Here is a 21,150-nt window from a genome sequence, read left to right as displayed (position 1 = left end):
GGTGACGCGACGTGGACCGGTGGTCGCCGGACTCATGCTCAGCATGGCGCTGGCCGCGATGGACGCCACGATCGTGGCCACCGCCGTCCCGGCGATCGTGCGGGACCTGGGCTCCTTCTCCCTGTTCCCCTGGGTCATCGCGATCTACATGCTGACCCAGGCGGTGTGCACCCCGGTCTACGGGCGGCTCGCCGACGTCTACGGGCGTAAACCCATGCTGCTCATCGGCGCGTCGATCTTCCTGGCCGGGTCGCTGGTGGCGGGCTTCGCCTGGAGCATGCCCGCGCTCATCGCGGCGCGGGCCCTGCAGGGGGTGGGGGCCGGGGCGATCCAGCCGATCACCCAGACGATCGCGGCCGACATCTACCCCCTGGCCCAGCGGGGGCGGATCTCCGCGCTGATGTCGACGGTGTGGGGAGGGGCGGCGCTGTTCGGGCCCGCCCTCGGCGGCCTGCTGTCGGAGTTCGGGCTGTGGCGCTGGATCTTCCTGCTGAACCTGCCGGTGGGGATCGCCGCGCTGGCCATGGTCACGGTGTTCCTGCGCGAGTCGGTCGAACGCCGCCCGCGCCACCGCCTCGACCTGCTCGGCACGGTCCTGATGGCGGCCGGGGTGGTCGCCGTGATGACCGGCCTGCAGGAGTCGGCCTGGTGGGCGGTCCTGCTCGGTCTCGCGCTGCTGGTGGCCTTCTTCGCCTGGGAGCGCCGCGCCGCCGAGCCGATCGTGCCGCCCTGGATCTGGCGTGACCGGATGCTGCTCGGCGCCTTCCTCGGCAGCGGGGTCATCGGCATCGTGCTGATCGCCCCCGCCCTGTACCTGCCCACCTTCGCCCAGGGCGTGCTCGGCGCGGGCGCGGTCGCGGCCGGGTTCGCACTCGCGGCGCAGTCCATCGGCTGGCCGCTGGCCGCAGCCTCGGCCCACCGGATCTACCTGAGGTACGGCTTCCGCAACACGGCGTTCGCGGGCCTGGTGCTCATCGCCGTGTCGGCGGTGATGTTCATGCTGCTGACCCCGGCCTCACCGGTCGCCTACGCGGCGGCCTGCGCGTTCGTCAACGGCTCCGGGCTGGGGTTCTTCTCCATCTCCTGCCTGGTCGGAGCCCAGTCCGTGGTCGGCTGGGAGCGGCGCGGCGTCGTCACCGGCGGCGTGGTGTTCTTCCGTATCGCGGGCGGGGCGGTCGGCACGGCCGTCTTCGCGGCGGTCGCCAATGCCTCCCTGCTCTCCTCCGGCGCGGTGGCCTCGGTCGACGACGTCGCCGAGTCGCTGAACGGGCCGCGGGCGCAGGCGGTCCGTACGGCCCTGGCGGCGGCCGTCCACAACGTCTTCCTCGCGATGGCCGTCATGGTGGCGCTGGGCGTGCTCGCGGTCCTGGTCATGCCCCGCGGCGGAGGGCGGCTCCCGGGCACTGACGCGGGCACTGACGTGGGCACTGACGCGGGGGCCGGTACGGACGCCGGCGGCGACGGCGCCGCGGACGGAGAGCGGCCGGCGGCGGTGCGCCCGGAGGGGTGACCCGGGTTCTCCGATGAGCGCCGGGCGCCGCCGTGGGGACGGCAGCGCCCGGCTGTTCGTGTCCTGAACATTTACACATGTTTTGGGTCTTGTAGACACCGGTGGTCAGGGTTACGATCCGCATAATTATTAGGAAACTTTCCTAAAGGAAAGAGCACCCCACATGCGCCGATTAGCATCTGTGCTGGTGGTTCTCGCCATGGCGACCGCAATGGCCGCCTTGACGGTGCCCGCCCAAGCCGCTGCTCGCCTGACCGCCGCCTTCAGCCTGACCGGCACCCAGGGCAAATTCGTGGTGAGCAACCCCAACAGCACCGCCGTGACCGGTTGGTCGATCACTTTCGAACTTCCGGCGGGTGTGACCGTCAGTGGCGCTCAGAATGCGACGACCTCGCAAACGGGCACCAAGGTGAAGCTGACGCCCGCTTTCTACATCAACACCGTGAAGGCTAACGGCAACACCGAGCCTTACAGCCCCACGTTCACTCTCAGTTCGGCGGTTCAGCCGACCAAGTGCACCATCAACAACGCCAACTGTGACGGCAGCGGCGACCCGCCGCCGCCGGACGCGCCCGTCACCGCGACCTTCTCGGCCAGCGGGACCCGTGGCAAGTTCGTGGTGAACAACAACACCGACGCCGCCCTCAACGGCTGGTCGATCACTTTCGACCTGCCCTCCGGCGTCACCGCCAGCGCCGCCGACAACGGCTCGATCAGCCAGAGCGGCCGCTCGGTCACGCTGAGCCCGGCCCACTACAACACCAACGTCGCCGCCCACGGCTCCACCGAGCCCTACAGCCCGACGTTCACGCTCAGCAGCGCCACCGCCGAGCCGGAGAACTGCCGGATCAACGACATCAAGTGCGACGGCTCCGCCGACGCGGCGCCCGGCGCCCCCGGCAACCTGCGCTCGCCGGTCAAGACCACCAAGACCGTCTCCCTGGCGTGGGACGCCGCCACCCCCGGCAGCCTGCCGATCGTCGGCTACCAGGTGTACAACGGCGCCAACCTCGTCGACACGGTCACCGGGACGACCGCGACCGTCGGCAGCCTGACCCCGAACACCGAGTACACCTTCACCGTCAAGACCAAGGACCGGAAGGGCACCCTCTCCCCGGCCAGCACCGCGCTGAAGGTCACCACCAACAACGCCGGTGACGACACCCAGCCGCCCACCGTGCCCAGCAACCTGCGCAGCACCGCCAAGTCCTCCTCGACCGTGACCCTCACCTGGGGCGCCTCGACGGACAACAAGGAAGTCGCGAACTACGAGATCTACAGCGGCTCGACCCTGCTCACCACGTCGATCTCGACCACGGCCACGGTGACCGGGCTGTCGCCGTCCACCGAGTACACCTTCACCGTCAAGGCCCGCGACACCTACGACAACGTCTCGGGCGCCAGCAACGCGGTCAAGGTGACCACCGACGACATCATCGGCAGCGGCTACGCGCGCGTCGGTTACTTCGTCCAGTGGGGCATCTACGGTCGGCAGTACTTCGTCCGCAACCTCGACACCACCGGCGTCGCGGCGAAGCTGACCCACCTCAACTACGCCTTCGGCAACATCGACCCGGTGAACCTGACCTGTCTGCAGGGTGTGACCAAGGGCACCACCGGCAACCCGCAGGACCCGAGCCAGGGTGACGGCTCCGGTGACGCGGACGCCGACTACGGCAGGCCGATGAGCGCCGGCCAGTCGGTCGACGGCGTCGCCGACACCGGCTGGGAGAAGCTGCGCGGCAACTTCAACCAGCTCAAGAAGCTCAAGGCGAAGTACCCGAACCTGAAGGTTCTGATCTCGCTCGGCGGCTGGACCTACTCCAAGTACTTCTCCGACGTGGCGGCCACCGACGCCTCCAGGAAGAAGTTCGTCAGCTCCTGCATCGACACCTACATCAAGGGCAACCTGCCCACCTACAACGCCGCCGGTGGACCGGGCAGCGCCGCCGGGATCTTCGACGGCATCGACCTCGACTGGGAGTGGCCGGGCTCCGACGGCCACGCGGGCAACCACATCGGCGCCAACGACAAGCAGAACAACACCCTGCTGATCGCCGAGTTCCGCAAGCAGCTCGACGCCCTCACCGTCGAGACCGGCAAGCGCTACCAGCTCACCGCGTTCACCCCCGCCGACCCGGCGAAGATCCAGGCCGGCTGGGACCTGGCGGAGGTCGCCAAGTCCATGGACATCTTCAACGTCCAGGGCTACGACTTCCACGGCTCGGGCAGTGACAACTCGTGGGAGCCGAACCGGGCGGGCCACCAGGCCAACCTGTACGCCGACGTGGACGACCCGTACAACTTCCACTTCAGCGTGGAGAACGCCGTCAACGAGTACCTGAAGGCAGGGGTGAACCCCCGCAAGATCGCCATCGGTCTCGCCTACTACGGGCGTGGCTGGCAGGGGGTCGCCGACGGTGGCAAGTCGGGCGAGTGGCAGTCGGCCACCGGCGCGGCGCCCGGCCAGTTCCAGGACGAGGCGGGCACCCGCGGGTACAGCAACCTGCTGGCCAGCGTGCCGGGATGCACCATCAAGCACGACGAGCAGGCGGTCGCGACCTACTGCTACACGGGTAACGGAGGCCAGTGGTGGACCTTCGACGACGCGTGGACGATCGCGAAGAAGACCGCGTGGCTCAAGAGCAAGAACCTGCTCGGCGTCATGATCTGGGAGATGTCCGGTGACCCCGGCACCCTGACCAACGCCGTCGACGCGGGCCTGAAGTAATCCGAAGAATGATCACCCGGTGACCCTCGGGTAGTCCGCCCGGACCGCCCCGAGACACCCGGCCCGGACGGGCCGCCATCGCGACCTGCGACGACGCGACGGCGGCCCGTCCTTCTCCGTGTTCGGGGAGGGTTCAAGGAGGGGGCGGGGGAGGGGGATTCGGGGACGTGGAGGTCAGGGGCAGGCGAGGCCGAGGGGCACGTCGTCGGCCTCGACGGACAGCACGCACCCCGGGCAGTTCAGGTCGGCGGTGAGTGCGACGCTGGTGGTCAGTGCGATTTAAGGGTGCTTTTCTCCTGATTTCTCGACAGGCTTTTTCGGGCTTCTCCCGCGAGTCCTCGAACACCGTTGACCGGCGGAAGGAGTATCGTTCAGAAATTCCCGGAAAGCGACGGATGGAAAAGGCGTGAAACCGGCGCATCGCGGTTCCGGCGACGAATCCTCGATGGTCATCGCGTTGTGACGGAAAGACGTTACGGCTGGAAGAGGCGGGTTCGGAAGGCGGCGCGTCGATGCCGGAAAAGGGTGCCCGGACATTCGGGAAAGGACGTCAGGGGGCGTCCGGCGGCTTTCCTCTCGCGGGCGATCCACGCGCCGGCGGGCGTTGCATATGCTCCGAATACATGACCGACTTCTTCGCCGGAGACACGCGGACCAACCGGGAGCGGATGCTGGCCGGTGATCTCTACATTCCCGACGACCCCGAACTCGGGGCCCTCCACGAACGCGCCGTGCGGCTGTCCCACCGCTACACCGAGGTGTACGCCGGCGATCCGGCCGCCGCGCGTCCCGTCCTGGAGGAACTGCTCGGCTCGATCGCGAAGGACGCCCACGTACGGCCGCCGCTGTACGTCGACTACGGCGTCCACATCACCATCGGCTCGGACACCTTCGTCAACTACGGCCTGACCGCGCTGGACGTGGCCCCCATCACCGTCGGCGACGACGTCCAGATCGGCCCGGGGGTGCAACTGCTCACCCCCACCCACCCCATCGACCCCGAACAGCGGCGTAACAAGCTGGAGTCGGCCGGGCCGATCGTGATCGGCGACAACGTCTGGCTCGGCGGGGGCGCGATCGTGCTCGCCGGGGTCACCGTGGGGGCCGACAGCGTGATCGGCGCGGGCGCCGTCGTCACCCGGGACATCCCGCCCGGTGTCGTCGCCGCCGGCACCCCGGCCAGGGTGATCCGGCACATCCCGGTGCCGTGACCGGGACGGGCGCCTCAGCGGTCGTAGGCGACCTCGGGGAAACGGGCGGAGGGCCCGTCCAGCAGGTGGCCCCGGCCTCGCAGGTGCAGGTCGAAGAAGGCCAGGGGGTAGGCGCGCTGGAACGCCAGCGCCCGCGCGGTCGGGATGGTGCCGACCGACTCCTGGACCTGCTCGGGAGACATTCCCAGGAACGGCGCCACCAGCGGCACGAGCTGCGCGTCGTCGCCGAAGGAGTTGTGCGCGGCGCCCTTCAGGGTCAGGTGGAGCCGCCACCCGCGCAGGTGCGACCAGAACTTCCGCAGCGCGGGGTTGTTCGCCATTCCGCCCTTGCCCGGGGTGTCCACCACCAGGTAGGGCCGATCCAGCCCGGCTTCGGCGACCGGCCCGAGCACGGCGCCGTCCAGGCCCATCCCCGCCTTGATCCGGCGGTCGGCGAACATGGCCGAGGAGACGGTCGCCCCGCCGAGGGAGTGGCCGAACATGCCGATCCGCTTGAGGTCGGGCGCGCCGGACAGGCCCCTGGGGAGCGTGCCGTGCTCGGCGTCGGGGTTGCGGCCCGCGGCGATGGCGGTGACCTGGTCGAGTACGAACCGGGTGTCCTCGGTACGTACCTTGACCGCCTTCTCGAAGTCGGTGACCTCACCCTCCGGGTTCACCTCGACCCGGTCGCCGGGGAACTGCACCGCGGCCGCGTCGTAGGTGTGGTCGATCGTGACCACCAGATATCCCCTGCTGGCCAGTTCCTCGACCACACCGGTGCCGAAGGAGCGCGAGGCGTTGGCGCCGGGGGAGTACAGCACGACCGGCAGCCGGCCCGCGCGCCGGTCGACGGGCGCGCCCTCGTGGGCGTGGGTGTCGCCCAGCAGTACCTTGCCGGACGGCACCCCGGCGTCCTGAAGGTAACGGGCGGCGGCGGCCTTGGGCATCCACGGGGCGAGCGGGTAGCGGTCCACGTCACGCGCCGGGTACCACAGGCTGACCATGAGCTCCCGCTCCGGCTTCGAGGTCACCCACGGATCCTTCCTGGCCGCGTCGACCAGGTGCAGCGAGACCGTGCCGATCCGGTGCGGGCCCGAGGGCTCCGGCACGACCAGCCGCACCGGTGCGGATCCGGTCGCCGTGGCGGTCGTGGCGGCCGGGGCCGCGGTGGCGGGGGAGGAAGCGGCGGTGGCGGTGGCGGTCACGGTGACGGCCAGCAGCGCCACGGCGCGGGTCAGGACTCTTGTTCCGATCATGCCCTCTACGGTTCCGTACGGCACCGGCCCGGCCATCGGGCCGGGGGAGGGACCTCGGGTCAGCCCAGGACGCTACGGGGGTGCTCCTTCGCGCGGACGAGTCACCTCACGGGATGACGTACTTGTGGGGGATTACCGCGGTGACCTGCCTGGATAATGTTGGGGGGTGAATGATCGCGACCTGCGTCCCCCGGTGTTCCGGCGGCTGCGTCCCGGCCACCGGGTCGCGGTGGACGCCGTCGCCGCGGTTCTGCTCGCCGCCGGCTTCGGCGTCGCCACGCTCCTGACGGCGGGCCCGTCACCTGTGCCGGTGGCCGTGGCGGCCTGCTGGCTCCCCGTCGCGGTGCGCAGGCTGTGGCCGATGCCGGTGCTGTGGGTGGTGCTGGCCGGGGCCGTGGCCACGCTGCCCGCCGGATGGGAGGAGTCCTATCTCGTGGTCGCCGTCGTCCTGTACACCGTCGCCTCGCTGGAGCCGCGGCGGCCGGCGGTCGTCGCCCTCGCCGTCTCCCTGGCGGGAGTCGCGTCGGCCCTGTTCCTGACCGGCGGGCCGTCGTCGCGGACGCTGTCGGCGGTCCTGTTCGGCTGGCTGCTGATGGGCCTGTCGTGGACTGTCGGCCTCGCCGTACGGGAGCAGCGGGTGTTCGCCGCGCACATGGCGGAGCGGTCGGCGGCGCGCGCGGTGGCCGACGAGCGCCTGCGGATCGCCCGGGACCTGCACGACGTCGTCGCGCACAGCATGAGCCTGATCACCTTCAGGGCGGGGGTCGCCGGCCTGGTCGCCGAGACGCGGCCGCAGGAGGCCCGTGAGGCGTTGCGGCTCATCGAGAGCACCGGCAGGGCGGCGCTGGAGGAGATGCGTCACATGCTCGGTGTGCTGCGCCCGGACACCGGTTCCGGCGTTGGTGCCGGGGGGCCGGGGCCGGAGCCCGTTCCCCGGTTGGAGGGCCTGCCCGCGCTCTGCGCCCGCTCGGGTGTCGTGACCGAGCTGAACGTCGCCCCGGGCGTCGGCGCGGACGGGGCGCTGTCGGAGGGGATGGAGCTGACGGTCTACCGGATCGTCCAGGAGGCGCTGACGAACGTGGTCAGGCACGCCGGGGCGGCCCGCTGTGGGGTCACGGTCACCTCATCGGAGCCGGGGGTGGTCGACGTCGAGGTGGTCGACGACGGGGCCGGGCCGTCCGGGGCGCCCCGCGACGTCCGCGGGCACGGGCTCGCCGGGATGGCGGAGCGGGTCATGATGTACGGCGGCGCCTTCACCGCCGGCCCGCGACCGGAAGGCGGTTTCAGGGTGCACGCCCGCCTGGCACGCGATCCCGGGGAGCCACGATGACCGAACCGACCAGGGTGCTCGTCGCCGACGACCAGGTGCTGCTGCGCGTCGGTCTCCGCATGCTGGTGGAGACCACCTCTGATCTGGTCGTGGTCGGCGAGGCGGGCACCGGTGAGCAGGCCGTCGAGCTGAGCGGCAGGCTACGGCCGGACGTGGTGCTGATGGACGTGCGCATGCCGGGGCTGGACGGCCTCGAGGCCACCCGGCGCATCCGCGCCGCGAACGGCGAGGCGCGCGTCGTCATCCTGACCACGTTCGACCTGGACGAGTACGTCTACGCCGCGCTGCGCGCCGGGGCCAGCGGCTTCCTCCTCAAGGACATCCCGCCGGCCGACCTGCTCGCCGCGATCCGGGTGGTCGCCTCGGGGGAGGCGCTGCTCGCCCCCACCGTCACCCGCCGCCTCATCGCCGAGTTCGCCCGGCGGACCGACTCCGAGCCGCCGCTCGCCCGCGAACTGTCCGACGTGACCGGCCGGGAGCGCGAGGTGCTGGTGCTCATCGCGCGCGGCCTGACCAACCCGGAGATCGCCGAACGCCTGCGCGTCAGCCTCTCCACGGTCAAGACGCACGTGCGCCGGCTCCTCGGGAAACTCGCCGTCCACGACCGCGCCCAGCTCGTCATCGTCGCCTACGAAACGGGCCTGGTCTCCGCCTCGCCTCCGCATGCCCGCCTCGGTCTCCGGTACGGCGGGGCGGGTCAGCGGCCGTAGTCCTTCAGGGCGATGGCGCTCGCCGTCTTCTTGACGCCCTTGGCGATCATGCCCTTCCACGGCACGTACGGCAGGAGCCGGTAGTTCTGGTTCATGAACCAGGCGACGAACCGGTTGTCCGGCACCATCCACTTCCCCACCCCGTCGGCCGACTTCTGGCACCCGGCGACGTAGCCGCGCATGGCCTCCTCGTAGCGGGCGAACCCCGCCCGATGGTCGCCGCCCGCCGCCGCCAGCTCCCCGGCGAGCACGTAGGCCCCGACCACGGCCAGGCCGGTGCCCATGCCCGACAGGGGGGAGGCGCAGTAGGCGGCGTCCCCGAGCAGCACGGCCCGGCCGCGCGACCAGCCGTCCATGCGGACCTGGGCGACGGAGTCGAAGTAGAAGTCCGGCGCCTCCCACATGCCCTCCAGCAGCCGGGGCGTCTCCCAGCCGTTCCCGGCGAAGACCTCGGCGAGGATCTTCTTCTGCTGCCCGGGGTCGCGGCGGTCGTGGTCCAGGGGCGGCGAGCCGAAGTAGAACATGGCCTTGGCCTCGGTGTTGTTCCGGGCGCTGTAGAGGCCGACGAGCTTGCCGGGGGTGTTGTAGAGGTGCCCCGTGTGGTCGAGCCCGAGGTGGTTGGCGGTGGTGAAGATCGCGCAGTACAGGCCCATCTCCCGCACGAACCGCTCCTCCGGCCCGAACGCCAGCGCCCTGACGGCGGAGTGCAGCCCGTCGGCCCCCACGACCAGGTCGAACCGGCGCGGCGCGCCCCGCTCGAAGGTGACCTGGACGCCCCGGTCGTCCTCGGTGAGGGAGGTGATCGAGTCGTCGAAGACGTACTCGACGTGGTCCTTCGTCGCGTCGTGGAGGATGCGGGCCAGGTCGCCGCGGAGGATCTCGACGTCCCCGCTGAAGAGGTCCGCCGGCATGTCGGCGACCCTCCGGCCGGCCTCGTTGACGTACGACATCGCGCCCATGTTCGTCCGCTCCCGCCGGACGTCGGCCAGGACGCCCATCCGCTCGAGCACGGTGAGGTGCGCCTCGCCGCGGAAGTCGACCGCGTAGCCGCCGTCGCGCAGGGCCGGAGCCCGTTCGACCACCGTGGGGACGAAGCCGTGGCGGTGCAGCCAGTAGGCCAGTGCCGGGCCCGCGACCCCGGCCCCGGAGATCAGGATGGACGTGTTCTTGAGCCGCGCTGTGGTGTTCATGTCCTCGATCCTGTCCGGGGGCGCTCACCGCCCCCACACCGCGCGCTCACCGCCCGGCGGGCGCCCGGTGTGGCCCGGTGCGCGGCCCGGTGCGCGGCCCGGTGCGCGCCGCCTCCCGGCCGTTCCACGCGGGTGTGGCGGCCCGCGGCGTGCCGGGCCGGACTCACGGGCCGCCGGGTGTTCCGGGGCCGGGGACGCGGTCACGAGCCCGCCCGGACGTGCCGGAGCAGGACGGTGACCAGGATCGCGGTGCCCGCCGCCACCACGGCGCTGACGACGGCGGCCAGGTGCAGCCCCCGGGTGAACGCCTCGTGCGCCGCGCCGAGGAGTTCGGCGCCGAGCGCTCCGGGAAGCCGCTCCGCCGCCGCGACGGCGCCGCCGAGGTTGTCCCGTACGGCCTGCGCCACCCCGCCCGGCAGGCCCGGCGGAAGGGAGCCCGCGGGGAGGACCGAGGCCATTTCCCCCCGGTACACGGCGGTGATGACGCTGCCGAGGATCGCGATGCCGAGCGCTCCGCCGAGCTGGGGTGCCGTCGAGGAGACGGCCGAGGCCGCGCCCGTCCGTCCGGCGGGGGCCGCGCCGACGGCCAGGTGGGTGGCCAGGGCCATCATCGGGCCGAGGCCCGCGGAGACGGTGACGGACCCGGCCACGAGGATCGCGAGCGCGTCGCTCCCGCCGGTCCGGGCCAGCAGCACGAACCCGGCGGCCGAGAGCGCCAGTCCGCCCCCGATGACGAATCCGGGCCGTACCCTGCGGGTGATCCGGGGAGCCAGGAGGGATCCGGCGATGACCCCGGCGGCCGAGGGCGCGGTCCACAGGCCCGCCTCCAGCGGCGGCAGCCCGTGCACCAGCTGCAGGTACTGCGCGATGGCGTAGTTGGCTCCCCACAGGACGAAGATGCCGAGCGCGAGCGTGCCCACCGAGGTGCTGAAGGCCCGGTTCGCGAACAGCCGCAGGTCGATCAGCGGATCGGCCAGTTTCCGCTGCCTGCGCGTGAAGGCGACGGCGGCCGCCAGCCCGGCCGCGACGGACAGCACGGGCAGCGCCCCCGGACCGTCCGCGGCGATCTGCTTGAGGCCGTAGACCACCGGCAGCACCGCCGCCAGCGACAGGGCCGCGCTGGTCAGGTCGAGTCGTCCCGCGCCCGGATCGCGGTGCTCGGGCAGCAGCCGCGGCCCGAGCACCAGCAGCGGAACCAGCACCGGCACGCCGAGCAGGAACACCGAGCCCCACCAGAACCGGTCGAGCAGCCATCCGCCGACCAGCGGGCCGATCGCCGTTCCCCCGGAGACGGAGGCGATGATCAGCCCGATGGCGACCGCGCGCTGCCGCGGATCGGGGAACATCGCGGTGGCCAGGGACAGGACGGACGGCATCAGGGTCGAGCCCGCGACGCCCAGCAGCGCGCGGATCACGATGAGCACTTCGGCGTTGGGGGAGTAGGCGGCGAGCGCCGAGCCCACGCCGAACGCGACCGCGCCGATCAGCAGCAGCCTGCGGCGGCCGATCCGGTCGCCCAGTGTGCCCATGGTGATCAGCGATCCGGCGAGCATGAACGCGTAGACGTCCACGATCCACAGCAGCTCGGTGCCGCCGGGCGCCAGGTCCCGGCTGATGGCGGGCAGCGCCAGGTGCGTCACGGTCAGTTCGAGGGAGGCGAGCAGGGCGGGAAGGGCGAGTACGGCGAGCCCGGCCCACTCCCGCCGCCCGGCCCGGCGGGCGGAGTGCGGCTCGTCGGCCGCCTGGGATGTGGTCACTCGCCAAGCATGAAACCTGAAGATTAGTTGAGGTCAAGGTCCCGACCGGCCGGGGCGGCGCCGGGACGGGAGCGGGCGATACTCCGGGACGGGACGGGACGGGACGGGACGAGACGGGACGGGACGGGACGGGGCAGGGGACGGGGCGGGAGGAGACGGGGGCGGGTCAGGGGCGGTTGACGATGCCGTAGTCGTCGATGACGTTGATCGGCGATTCCCGGATGACCCGCTCGGACACGCCCGCCAGCAGGAGCGCCTCCTTGCGGGACAGCTGGGCGCCCCGGCGGCGCGCGGCCGCGTAGCGCGCCTCGCCCAGGGCCGCCCGGGTGGCGGCGGCCGTACGGACGACCTCCGGGTCGTCCTCGATGAGGATTCCCCGCAGGGCGGTCGCCACGCCGAGCAGCAGGGCTGCCGTCTCGGCGTCGCCGTCGAGCAGGGCGATCCCCGCCAGGGCCTCGACCGCGCGGCTGCCCTCGCTGGTCGATCCCATGGTCACCGTGACCTCGGTGGCCCGCCGGTACAGGGAACGGGCCCCCTCGGGGTCGCCGGAGGCCTCGGCGATCCTGCCGAGTCCGAAGAGGGCGGCCGTCCGGTTGCCCACGCTCTTCACCCAGTACGTCTCGAACCGCTCCAGCGCCTGCTCGTACAGCGGGCGGGCCCCCTCCAGGTCGCCCTCCAGCCGCGCGATGTCGCCGAGCCCGCGCATCGCGGAGGCCAGGTAGGTGGGGCTGCCCGCGCGCCGCGCGATCTCCGCCGCCCTCTCGTAGTCGGCGCGCGCCGCCGCCAGGCCGGTGGCGGCGGGTTCGGTCCGTCCGCTCTTCGCCTGGGCCGCCCGTACGGCGCGGACGCGGTGGTCGCCCCGGTTGCAGAGCAGGTCGGGGACGTCCTCGATCGCGCCGAGCTCCTCGGTCAGGGCGAGGGCCTCGTCGGTCAGCGCGATCGCCTTCTCCGGGTCGCCGCACGTGGCGGCCAGGCCCGCCAGCGCGTCCAGGGCCAGCGCCGTGCCCCACCGGTCGCCCAGCGAGCGGAAGGCGTCCACCGCGGAGGTGAACTCGTGCTCGGCCTGCGCCATGTCCCCGCCCGCGAGCTGGGGGTACCCCCACATCAGGTGTACGGCGGCCCTCTCCCACGGATCGGACCCGGCCCGTCCGCGGGCGATCACCTTCAGCGCGGTCCCCGGGTCTCCCGCGCCCGCGTTGATCATCGGCCAGAGGAAGGTGACGATCGGGTGGCGGTGCGGCGGCTCCAGCCCGGCGACGATCGACTCCGCCGTCCGGCGATGGCGCTCCCACGCCTCCTGGCCGTCGTCGCCGGCCGCCGCGGCCAGGGCGCACAGGACGTACTCCTCGCCGAGCCCCGCGGGCGGCCTCTCACCGATCGTGTCCAGGAGCGCGGCCGCCTGGGCCGTCGCCGAGGCGCGCATGCCGCGCATCCAGAGATAGGTCGTCAGCGAGGCGAGCAGCCCGAGCGCGAGCTCGACCCGCCCGGCCTCGACGGCCCGGCGCAGCGCCGCCAGGAGGTTCTCGTGCTCGGTGGACAGGACCGCCAGCCGGTCGAGCTGCCCGGCGCGGCGCAGGTGGGGGTCGGCCGACCGCGTGAGCTCCAGGAAGTGCTCGGCGTGCGCGCGTCGCACGGTCTCGGCCTCCCCGGCGGCGGCCAGCCGCTCGGCGCAGTACGCGCGGACGGTCTCCAGCATGCGGTAGCGGCCGCCGCCCACCTCGACCAGGGACCTGTCGACGAGCGCGTCCAGCACGTCCTCGGCGTCGGGAACCGAGCAGACGCGTGCCGCCGCCTCGGCGGTCGCCCCGCCGGAGAAGACCGTCAGGCGTCTGGCCATCACCTGCTCGGCCTCCGACAGCAGGTCCCAGCTCCACGCCACGACCGCGCGCAGCGTCTGGTGCCTGTCGTCGGCCGTACGGCTGCCGCGCGACAGCAGACGGAAGCGGTCGTCCAGGCGGGCGGCCAGCTCGCGGGCGTCGTGCGTGCGCATCCTCGCCGCCGCCAGCTCGATGGCCAGCGGTAGCCCGTCGAGCGCCCGGCAGATGTGCCGTACGGTCTCGGCGTTCGCGTCGTCCACGGCGAAGCCGGGCCGTACGGCGCGAGCCCGGTCGGCGAAGAGCCGCGCGGCCCAGGAGGGGGCGAGGGGACGGACCGGCCACAGGTTCTCGCCGGTGATGCCGAGCGGTTCCCGGCTCGTGGTCAGGACGCGCAGCCCGGGACAGCCCGCGAGCAGCCGTTTGACCAGCGCCGCGGCGTCCTCGACGACGTGCTCGCAGTTGTCGAGGACGAGCAGCGGGGGCCGCTCGGCCAGCGCCGCGACCAGCCGTGAGACGGGCGTCGCCTCGGCCGGTGAGGCCAGCAGCCCGCTCTCCCGCAGGCCCAGCGCGCCCAGCAGCGCCTGGGGCAGCAGCCGTCCGTCGCGCAGCGGCGCGAGTTCGACGAAGCACACCTCCGGCAGGCGGCTCGCGACCTCGACCGACAGCCGGGTCTTGCCCGCCCCGCCGGGACCGAGCAGGGTGACCAGGCGCGCGGTGCCGAGCAGTTCGGTGATCCCGGCCAGGTCCTCGGCGCGGCCGACGAAGCTCGTCAGCTGGGCGGGCGGCGCCGACGGCTCGAAAGGACGCTCGCCCCGCAGCAGCTCCGCGTGGAGGGCGAGGAGTTCGGCCGAGGGGTCCGCGCCGAGCTCCTCGGCCAGGAGCCGCCGGATCTCCTCGAAGGCGACCAGGGCCTCGGCCTGCCTGCCCCCCGCCCGCAGGGCGCGTATGAGGAGGCCGTGGGACCTCTCCCGCAGGGGGTGGCGGGAGACCAGCTCCCGCAGCTCGGGCACGGCGCCCCGGTGTTCGCCTCGCCGGAGGTCGGCCTCGATCCGGTCCTCCAGCGCGCCGAGCCTGCGCTCCTCCAGCCGCAGGATCCGCGCCTGGACCGACGTGGCCCGCGCGGCGTCGGCGAGCGCGGGTCCCCGCCACAGGCCGAGGGCCTCGCGCAGCAGCGCGGCGGCCCGCTCAGGGTCTCCCTCCCGCAGGGTCCGCCGCCCCTCGTCGGACAGGCGCTCGAAGCGGTGGGCGTCGACGGTCTCGGGGTCGGCGACGAGCCGGTAGCCCGCGGGGACCGGTTCGATCACCGCCGCCGCCCCCAGGATCCCGCGGAGCCGGGAGACCTGGGACTGCAGGGCGTGCCCGGCCCCGTCCCGCGCGCCGTAGAGGTCGTCGACCAGCAGGTCGGCCGGTACCGCCTCACCGGTCCGGGCGAGCAGCAGGGCCAGCAGCGCCCGCCGGGCGGGCCCGCCGAGTGGCACCTCGTCCCCGTCGTCGCGCCATGCCCGCGTGGTGCCCAGGATCCCGAATCGCATGGGGAGATTGTCCCCTCCGGCGGCCCCCTCCGGCGGCCCCCTCCGGCGGCCCCCTCCGGCGGCCCCCTCCGGCGGGCGAGGGCCGTCTCACCCGCGCACCGGGAACGGTCCCGTTGGGGGGAAGGCGGCGGGGATGTGGTGGAGGCGTCCTGGCGGGCGTGGGGGACCCGCCAGGACGCGCTCCTCCCCGGGCGCGGCGGCGCGAGGACCCCGGCGAGGGTTGGGGTCCTCGAACCGGCTAGTCGCGCACGGAGCCGGTGACGGGGAGGACATGGACCCGAGGGTCCCCGCCCTCCCCTGAGGGGGTGTCGCCGAAGATCGGACCGCGGTGGTGCCGGGAGATGAGGCGTGCCGCGCCGGCCGGGTCGGCGGCCGGGTGGCAGGTCTGGCGTCCTCCCTCATTCCAGACAAAAAGCCCATTTCTGCACCACACGGTCAGATCTATCAGTACCGAAAGCACGGACATGCCGGTCCCGTTGCTCTGGTAGGTGTGGGTGAATCCGTGGCGACGCAACGCGTAGCGCAGTAAACGCGTTGCCTCGCGAGGGTCGCGCCAGGGCAGGTACGGCGTACCCGCATGGACCGACAGCACCGGCTTCACCCCTCGCTGACCTTTCGATGGATTTGTACCAACGATTGGATGATGCGGGTATTGGGGGGTTGGGTCAAGAGGCTGTTCCCCGGTAAAACCAGATCGTCTAGTTTTGTTGGCACAAAGGGGACTAAATGGCACGGTCAGCGCTGTATCAGTTGGTGGCCTCCGAACTTCGGAGGGCCATCTACTCCGGTGCGCTCGGACCGGGTGATCAGCTGCCGACCGAAGCCGAGCTCATGAGCGTCCACGGGGTCAGCCGGAACACCGTGCGCCTCGCCCTCGGCGAGCTGGTCAACGAGGGGCTCATCACCCGCACCCCGCGCAGGGGCACCGTGGTCAGGGAACGCCGCCCGCTGCTCATCCACCCCCAGCGGGAGCTCCAGTCCCAGCCCCAGGGGACCACCAGGGAGGCCTTCGCCTGGGCGGTCTCCCAGGAGGGGCGTGTGCCGACCCAGAACATCGAGGTCTCGATCGTCCAGCCGGCCGAGGAGATCGCCAGCAGGCTGGAGCTCGCCGACGACGAGTTCGCCGTGGTCCGCCGCAGGCTGCGGTTCGTGGACGGCCAGCCGTACAACACCAACGACTCCTACTTCCCGCTCTCCCTGGTCGCCGACTCGGAGATCGCGCGTCCCGGTGACATCGAGCGCGGCGCCAACCGGGTGCTGGCGGAGCTGGGCCACCTCCAGGTCCGCATGGTGGACGACATCTGGGCCAGGATGCCCAACAGCTCGGAGGCCGAGCGGCTCCGGCTCCAGTCGGGCACGCCGGTGGTCGTCTACGTCCGGGTCGGTTACGACGGGAGCGACATGCCCGTCCGCGTCGCGGTCTCCGTGCTCCCGGCGGACAAGCACCTGATCAGATACGAGCTGGAAAGCCGCTGACGTCTCCGTGACCGCCCTGACGGGCCGGCCCCCCGCACGCCCGCCCCGCGGGCGGATGCCGGGCCGTGTCCGCCGGGCGGATAGGCACGGGCCCCTCTCTTTTTCCCTCGCCCGCGCGGTTCCCTCCCGCGCGGCCCCGTCCCGCCCCTTCTCCCGCGTGGACCCGTCCTCCCGTGCGGCCCCGTCCCGCCCCTTCTTCCGTGCGGCTCTGTCCTCCCGCGCGGCTCTGTCCTCCGGCGTGGACCCGTTCCCCCGCCTCTCCCGCGCGGCCCCGCTCTCCGGCGCGGATCCGTTCCCTCCCCGCTCCCGCGCGTTCCTCTCCCCCCTCCCCTTAGACCCCTAGGCGGCCTTCGCCTGGGCCGGCACGGACGCCGCGCGCCATCGCGTGACTACTTTCCGTGTCAATTCACGCACCCTGTGCAACGAAGGGATCAATCATGCACTCCAACACCATCGACTCCGTCACCGCGCGTCCGCTCGCGCTGCGCACAGCCTCCACCGACGACCTGCGGCCGATACTCGCGCTCCTGGCGGAGACCGCGGGCTGGCTGAACGGCAGAGGCGTACGGCAGTGGCCCGCGGGCGGTTTCCCCGCCGAGCGCATCGTCCCGCTGATCGAGGCGGGCGACATGTACCTGCTGGACGGTGAGGAGGGGGTCGTGGCCACCCTCGCGCTGGACGGTAACGCCGACCCCGAGTTCTGGGACGCGCAGGACGCTCCCGGTTCGGCGCTCTACGTCCACAAACTGTCCGTGGCGCGGGGCCGCTCCGGTCTGGGGCTCGGCCAGGCGCTGCTCGACTGGGCGGGCCTGCGGGTGCTGGCGGCCGGCCGGCGCTGGCTCCGGCTTGACTGTTCCAAGGACAACACCAGGCTCCAGGACTACTATCGGGGCCAGCGTTTCACCCACCTGCGCACGGTCGACCTGCCGCATCGCGCCTCCGGGGCGCTGTTCCAGCGGGCCGGCGGGCAGCGCGGCGGCGCGTTCGGGACCGCACTGCCGTTCGTCGACCTCCGCGAGCTTCCGGCGGGCCGTCACGAGCCGGCCGCGATCGGGGGCGGGGTGGGCCTCGTGGACCGGCCGTGAGCGGCAGCGGGTCCGCCGTGCAGAACATGTCTGAATTACGGCGATCCTAGGACAAAGTCATCCGATAGCCTCACTCCATGACCGGATCCTTGCTTGAGGTGATCGCGCTCGACGTGCGTGACGCCGTCGCGGCCGAAAAGGGCGGCGCCGACCGCCTGGAGATCGTCGCCGACATGGCGTCGGACGGGCTCACCCCGGCGGTGGAGACGGTCGCCGCGATCTCCAGGGAGTGCGGGCTGCCGCAGATGGTGATGTTGCGGAGCGAGGCCTCGTTCCTGGCCGGCCCCGAGTCGATCGAGGGCCTTCGGCGTGACGCCAAGGCCCTCTCCGAGGCCGGGGCCGCCGGGTTCGTGTTCGGCTTCCTCGATCGGGCGGGGGTGGTCGACCTGGCCGCGACCGAGGCGCTCATCCACGCCGTCGCCCCGCTGCCGTGGACCTTCCACCGGGCCGTCGACCACGCGGCCGACGTCCAGGCGGGCTGGCGGGCCGTACGGCTGCTGCCCAACCTCGCCACGGTGCTCACCTCCGGCTCCCCCGGCGGGGTGGCGGACGGCCTGCCGGTGCTCAAGACCCGCTGCGAGGCCGGCGACGGACCGTTGATCATGGCCGGGGGCGGCCTCAAGCCGGGTCACGTCCCGGCGCTACTCGACTACGGCGTGCGCGCCTTCCACGTCGGCAGCGCGGTACGGGCGTCGTGGTCCGAGCCGGTCGACCCCCGCCGGGTCCGCGAGTGGCGGTCCCTGGTCGACTGACGCGCGGAGACGGGGCACGCCCCGGCCGGGCCCGGTGCCCGTCCCCTCAGGGCCGGTGCCGGCGCTGCCACGGGCTCAGAGGTCGCCGAGAGCCATGTCGGCGCGGCGCAGGGCGGTGGCCAGCGTCTTGATCGTGGCGGGCTCGTCCATCACGCCGTTCTCGCCGGGACGTCCCTCCTCCCAGGCGCGCACCCGCGCCGCGTAGCCGTCCCGGTTGGCCAGGTGGAAGCCGTAGACCGCGAGATAGCGGCTGACCAGATGGGAGGGGTGCATGTCCCATCCCTGGTAGAAGCCGTGCTCCAGGGAGTGCCGGATCAGCGCCATGTGGCGCCACCACAGTCCCCGCACGGCGTACTTGTCGTCGGACTCGGGACGGGCGGCGAGCGAGCCGTCGGACAGCTCCACGCCGGTCCCCGCGAAGACCGTCTGCATGACGTTCCTGGCGTGGTCGCAGACGGGGTGGTCGAGCCGTTGCTGGGCGGGAGGCAGGCCGCAGCTCGCGGTGTAGTCGAAGACGCCGAAGTGCGCCGCCGCCAGCCGGCCGCCCAGCCAGGGGACCAGGTCGGAGTCGAGGAAGCGCACGGTCTGCGGGGCCTCGACCTGCATCTCGAACCGGAGCGTGCCCTCGTCGAGGCCCAGCCCCTCCTCCAGGGCCTTCAGGCAGTCGGCGAACTGCCCGAGATAGGCGCGCATCAGCACCTTCGGGAAGGTGACCACGAACCCCGGGGGCAGGTGCCCGGCCCGCTCGATCACCCCGGTCAGGAAGACGTCCAGCGTCCTGACGCTCCGCGCCGGGTCGCCGTCCGCGAAGGACTTCACCCGCGGTCCCCACCGGCGGGGGAGGGTCCCCTCGGCGCGCATCGTCGCGACCGTCTCGGCGGCCCGTACGGCGTGCCCGTCCTCTTCATCGTCCGGGCGGAGGCCGTAGCCGTCCTCGAAGTCGATCCGCAGGTCCTCGACGGGCTCGACGCGGAGCTTCGCGGTGAGCCTGCCGTGCATCTCCTCGGAGATCGGCGAGAAGCCGTCGGAGGAGTGGTTCACCTCCTTGACCCGCACGTACCGCTCGACCATGTCCAGCGCCGTCCGGCCCCAGGCCGTCACCGTCGCCGCGTCGAAGCGGTCGGCGGGCACGTAGACGGTGTGCACCGGCTGCCACTCCGGCTCCGCCTGCGGGTATCTCGCCGTCTGCTCCCGGTGCGCCTGCTCGAAGCCGGGGATCAGGGCCGACGGATCGGCGAGCGTGACGCGCATGGTGGTGCTCTCCTCGTGGACGTGCCGGAGCGCGGCACGGCTCCCGCGGACCCGCCGGGAGGCGCCGGCACGGCCGCACGTGGAACGTGCCCGCAGCACCGCACCCTAGCGTCCGGTCGCGGGCGGCCCGGGGAGGGATCACCCCCGCCGGGGCGCGGCCGGATCACCGTCGCGGGCCTCCCGGCTCCCCGGCCCCGCTCACCCGCTCACCGGTCTACCGGCCGCAGGCGTCGAGCATCGCCTTGAGGCCGAGAAGCTTTACCCGCTCGCCCCGGCCCAGCGTCCTGGCCAGGGCCGTCTCGGCCGCCTCGATGGACAGCCAGTGGTCGTAGGTGACGGGGGAGACGCCCCGCGAGGCGAGGAGGGCGTCCAGGCCGGCGTGCCGTACGGGGTCGCGGCCCGCGAGGTCGGACAGGAGGGTGCGGACCGTCTCCGCGGCGTCGGACTTGTTGGTGCCGATCACGCCGGTCGGGCCGCGCTTGAGCCAGCCCGCCACATACTCCCGGTCGCGGATCCGGCCCGCCTCGTTCGGCACGGTCATCGTCGACTCGGAGAAGGGGACGCCGGGCAGCGGGACGCTCCGGTAGCCGACCGAGCGCAGCACCATGCCGACCGGGAGGATCTCGAACTCGCCGGTGCCCACGACCCGGCCCTCCTCCAGCCGGGTCCGTTCGAGCTTGAGCGCCTCGACCCGGTCCTCGCCGAGGATCTCCACCGGCCGCATCCAGAACCGGATGTCCAGCCGCCGGGGCCGGCCGGCCGGGGGACGGGCGGCCCAGCCCCGCAGCACCTCGACGTTCCCCCGCACCTGCCGCGAGGCGTCCGTCAGGTCCGCCACGGCCTCGTCGGGCCGCACGCACACGTCGGCGTTGGCCAGCTCGCCCAGCTCCCGCAGCTCCTTCAGGGTGAACTTGGCGTGCTCGGGACCCCTGCGGCCGATCATGTGAATGGCCTTCACCTGGCTGTCCGCCAGCCGGGCCAGCACCTCCTCGGGCACGTCCGTGGCACGCAGCTCCTCGGCGCTCTTGGCCAGGACGCGCACCACGTCGACCGCCACGTTGCCCACGCCGACGACCGCGACCTCGGAGCTGTCCAGGACGAAGCGGTCGGCGGGCACGTCGGGGTGGCCGCAGTACCAGTTCACGAAGTCGGTGGCGGCCACGCTGCCCGGCAGGTCCTCGCCGGGGACGCCCATCCGCCGGTCCACCATCGCGCCGGTGCAGTAGACCACCGCGTCGTAGCAGTCGAGCAGGTCGGCGACCCCGACGTCCCTGCCCAGCTCGACGCCGCCGAGGAAGCGGACCCCCGGCAGTTCGAGCACCCGGCGCAGGTAGCCGGCGATGGACTTGATCGACGTGTGGTCGGGGGCCACGCCGTACCGGACGAGGCCGTAGGGCGTGGGCAGCCGTTCCAGCACGTCCACCTCGACGGTGCCGGGGGCCTGTTTCATCAGGGCCTCGGTCGTGTAGATGCCGGCGGGACCCGACCCGACGACCGCGACTCTCAGTGACACGTCTCTTGGTGACAACGTCGCCTCCTCGGCGCTGACTGCCCTGAACGTGA

Annotated in this window: 15 protein-coding genes; 8 read left to right on the top strand and 7 right to left on the bottom strand. The window is 72.6% G+C overall.

Annotated elements, in window-relative coordinates:
• Position 1 precedes the first annotated feature (1 nt).
• The 3 genes from AB0N02_RS40700 (at position 2) to AB0N02_RS40690 (ending at position 5,452) form a co-directional block, all read left to right on the top strand.
• On the top strand, positions 2 to 1,510 hold the full coding sequence (locus AB0N02_RS40700) for an MFS transporter (protein ID WP_363958589.1): 1,509 nt from the start codon (positions 2 to 4) through the stop codon (positions 1,508 to 1,510).
• 163 nt (positions 1,511 to 1,673) lie between these two features.
• Positions 1,674 to 4,241 (top strand): glycosyl hydrolase family 18 protein, encoded by a 2,568-nt coding sequence (locus AB0N02_RS40695; protein ID WP_363958586.1) that lies wholly within the window; start codon positions 1,674 to 1,676, stop codon positions 4,239 to 4,241.
• A gap of 623 nt (positions 4,242 to 4,864) precedes the next feature.
• Positions 4,865 to 5,452, top strand: a complete 588-nt coding sequence (locus AB0N02_RS40690; protein WP_363958583.1) for a sugar O-acetyltransferase — start codon at positions 4,865 to 4,867, stop codon at positions 5,450 to 5,452.
• Positions 5,453 to 5,466: 14 nt separating this feature from the next.
• On the opposite strand, the gene AB0N02_RS40685 is transcribed toward AB0N02_RS40690, so the two are convergent.
• The gene (locus AB0N02_RS40685; protein WP_363958580.1) at positions 5,467 to 6,687 is read right to left on the bottom strand and encodes a lipase; all 1,221 of its coding nucleotides are present in this window, start codon (positions 6,685 to 6,687) and stop codon (positions 5,467 to 5,469) included.
• Between the two features lie 166 nt (positions 6,688 to 6,853).
• Here AB0N02_RS40685 and AB0N02_RS40680 point away from each other — a divergent pair, with 166 nt between their 5' ends.
• Both AB0N02_RS40680 and AB0N02_RS40675 read left to right on the top strand, forming a co-directional pair.
• Complete coding sequence (locus tag AB0N02_RS40680) at positions 6,854 to 8,017, top strand: histidine kinase (protein WP_363958577.1); 1,164 nt, start codon at positions 6,854 to 6,856, stop codon at positions 8,015 to 8,017.
• Positions 8,014 to 8,727 carry a response regulator transcription factor gene (locus AB0N02_RS40675; protein WP_363958574.1) on the top strand — a complete coding sequence of 238 codons (714 nt, stop codon included), beginning with the start codon at positions 8,014 to 8,016 and terminating at the stop codon, positions 8,725 to 8,727. The genes AB0N02_RS40680 and AB0N02_RS40675 overlap by 4 nt, the downstream gene beginning before the upstream one ends.
• Here the strand turns inward: AB0N02_RS40675 and AB0N02_RS40670 are convergent.
• The 4 genes from AB0N02_RS40670 to AB0N02_RS40655 form a co-directional block, all read right to left on the bottom strand.
• Positions 8,715 to 9,917: an FAD-dependent monooxygenase gene (locus AB0N02_RS40670; protein WP_363958571.1), complete on the bottom strand. Its 1,203-nt coding sequence runs from the start codon at positions 9,915 to 9,917 to the stop codon at positions 8,715 to 8,717. The two genes, AB0N02_RS40675 and AB0N02_RS40670, sit on opposite strands and share 13 nt — an antisense overlap.
• Positions 9,918 to 10,117: 200 nt before the next feature.
• On the bottom strand, positions 10,118 to 11,674 hold the full coding sequence (locus AB0N02_RS40665) for an MFS transporter (RefSeq protein WP_363958568.1): 1,557 nt from the start codon (positions 11,672 to 11,674) through the stop codon (positions 10,118 to 10,120).
• A 166-nt stretch (positions 11,675 to 11,840) separates the two neighbouring features.
• Positions 11,841 to 15,023: a BTAD domain-containing putative transcriptional regulator gene (locus AB0N02_RS40660; RefSeq protein WP_363958566.1), complete on the bottom strand. Its 3,183-nt coding sequence runs from the start codon at positions 15,021 to 15,023 to the stop codon at positions 11,841 to 11,843.
• 238 nt (positions 15,024 to 15,261) lie between these two features.
• A complete protein-coding gene (locus AB0N02_RS40655; RefSeq protein WP_363958563.1) occupies positions 15,262 to 15,624 on the bottom strand; it encodes a hypothetical protein in 363 nt (120 codons plus the stop codon).
• Positions 15,625 to 15,749: 125 nt separating this feature from the next.
• Here AB0N02_RS40655 and AB0N02_RS40650 point away from each other — a divergent pair, with 125 nt between their 5' ends.
• The 3 genes from AB0N02_RS40650 to AB0N02_RS40640 all read left to right on the top strand — a co-directional run bounded on the left by AB0N02_RS40650 (position 15,750) and on the right by AB0N02_RS40640 (position 18,336).
• The gene (locus AB0N02_RS40650; RefSeq protein WP_363958561.1) at positions 15,750 to 16,499 is read left to right on the top strand and encodes a GntR family transcriptional regulator; all 750 of its coding nucleotides are present in this window, start codon (positions 15,750 to 15,752) and stop codon (positions 16,497 to 16,499) included.
• Between the two features lie 437 nt (positions 16,500 to 16,936).
• Entirely contained in the window at positions 16,937 to 17,584 is a 648-nt protein-coding gene (locus AB0N02_RS40645) for a GNAT family N-acetyltransferase (protein ID WP_363958558.1), read from the top strand.
• A 77-nt stretch (positions 17,585 to 17,661) separates the two neighbouring features.
• On the top strand, positions 17,662 to 18,336 hold the full coding sequence (locus AB0N02_RS40640) for a copper homeostasis protein CutC (protein ID WP_363958555.1): 675 nt from the start codon (positions 17,662 to 17,664) through the stop codon (positions 18,334 to 18,336).
• Positions 18,337 to 18,411: 75 nt separating this feature from the next.
• Here AB0N02_RS40640 and AB0N02_RS40635 read toward each other — a convergent pair whose 3' ends face one another.
• On the bottom strand, positions 18,412 to 19,587 hold the full coding sequence (locus AB0N02_RS40635; RefSeq protein ID WP_363958552.1) for an aldolase: 1,176 nt from the start codon (positions 19,585 to 19,587) through the stop codon (positions 18,412 to 18,414).
• Positions 19,588 to 19,801: 214 nt separating this feature from the next.
• Positions 19,802 to 21,100 (bottom strand): FAD-dependent oxidoreductase, encoded by a 1,299-nt coding sequence (locus AB0N02_RS40630; protein WP_363958549.1) that lies wholly within the window; start codon positions 21,098 to 21,100, stop codon positions 19,802 to 19,804.
• Positions 21,101 to 21,150 lie beyond the last annotated feature (50 nt).

It is taken from the genome of Streptosporangium sp. NPDC051022 (genome assembly GCF_040683035.1).
Taxonomy (GTDB): Bacteria; Actinomycetota; Actinomycetes; order Streptosporangiales; family Streptosporangiaceae; genus Streptosporangium.
Note: the sequence above shows the minus strand (reverse complement) of the source record. Positions and strands in the feature narration are given on the sequence as shown.

Excerpts from the sequence above, each read along its gene's own strand:
- AB0N02_RS40650 (WP_363958561.1), top strand. The coding sequence starts at position 15,750 with ATGGCACGGTCAGCGCTGTATCAGTTGGTGGCCTCCGAACTTCGGAGG.
- AB0N02_RS40645 (WP_363958558.1), top strand. The coding sequence starts at position 16,937 with ATGCACTCCAACACCATCGACTCCGTCACCGCGCGTCCGCTCGCGCTG.
- AB0N02_RS40640 (WP_363958555.1), top strand. The coding sequence starts at position 17,662 with ATGACCGGATCCTTGCTTGAGGTGATCGCGCTCGACGTGCGTGACGCC.
- AB0N02_RS40685 (WP_363958580.1), bottom strand. The coding sequence starts at position 6,687 with ATGATCGGAACAAGAGTCCTGACCCGCGCCGTGGCGCTGCTGGCCGTC.
- AB0N02_RS40695 (WP_363958586.1), top strand. The coding sequence starts at position 1,674 with ATGCGCCGATTAGCATCTGTGCTGGTGGTTCTCGCCATGGCGACCGCA.
- AB0N02_RS40670 (WP_363958571.1), bottom strand. The coding sequence starts at position 9,917 with ATGAACACCACAGCGCGGCTCAAGAACACGTCCATCCTGATCTCCGGG.
- AB0N02_RS40660 (WP_363958566.1), bottom strand. The coding sequence starts at position 15,023 with ATGCGATTCGGGATCCTGGGCACCACGCGGGCATGGCGCGACGACGGG.
- AB0N02_RS40675 (WP_363958574.1), top strand. The coding sequence starts at position 8,014 with ATGACCGAACCGACCAGGGTGCTCGTCGCCGACGACCAGGTGCTGCTG.
- AB0N02_RS40690 (WP_363958583.1), top strand. The coding sequence starts at position 4,865 with ATGACCGACTTCTTCGCCGGAGACACGCGGACCAACCGGGAGCGGATG.
- AB0N02_RS40635 (WP_363958552.1), bottom strand. The coding sequence starts at position 19,587 with ATGCGCGTCACGCTCGCCGATCCGTCGGCCCTGATCCCCGGCTTCGAG.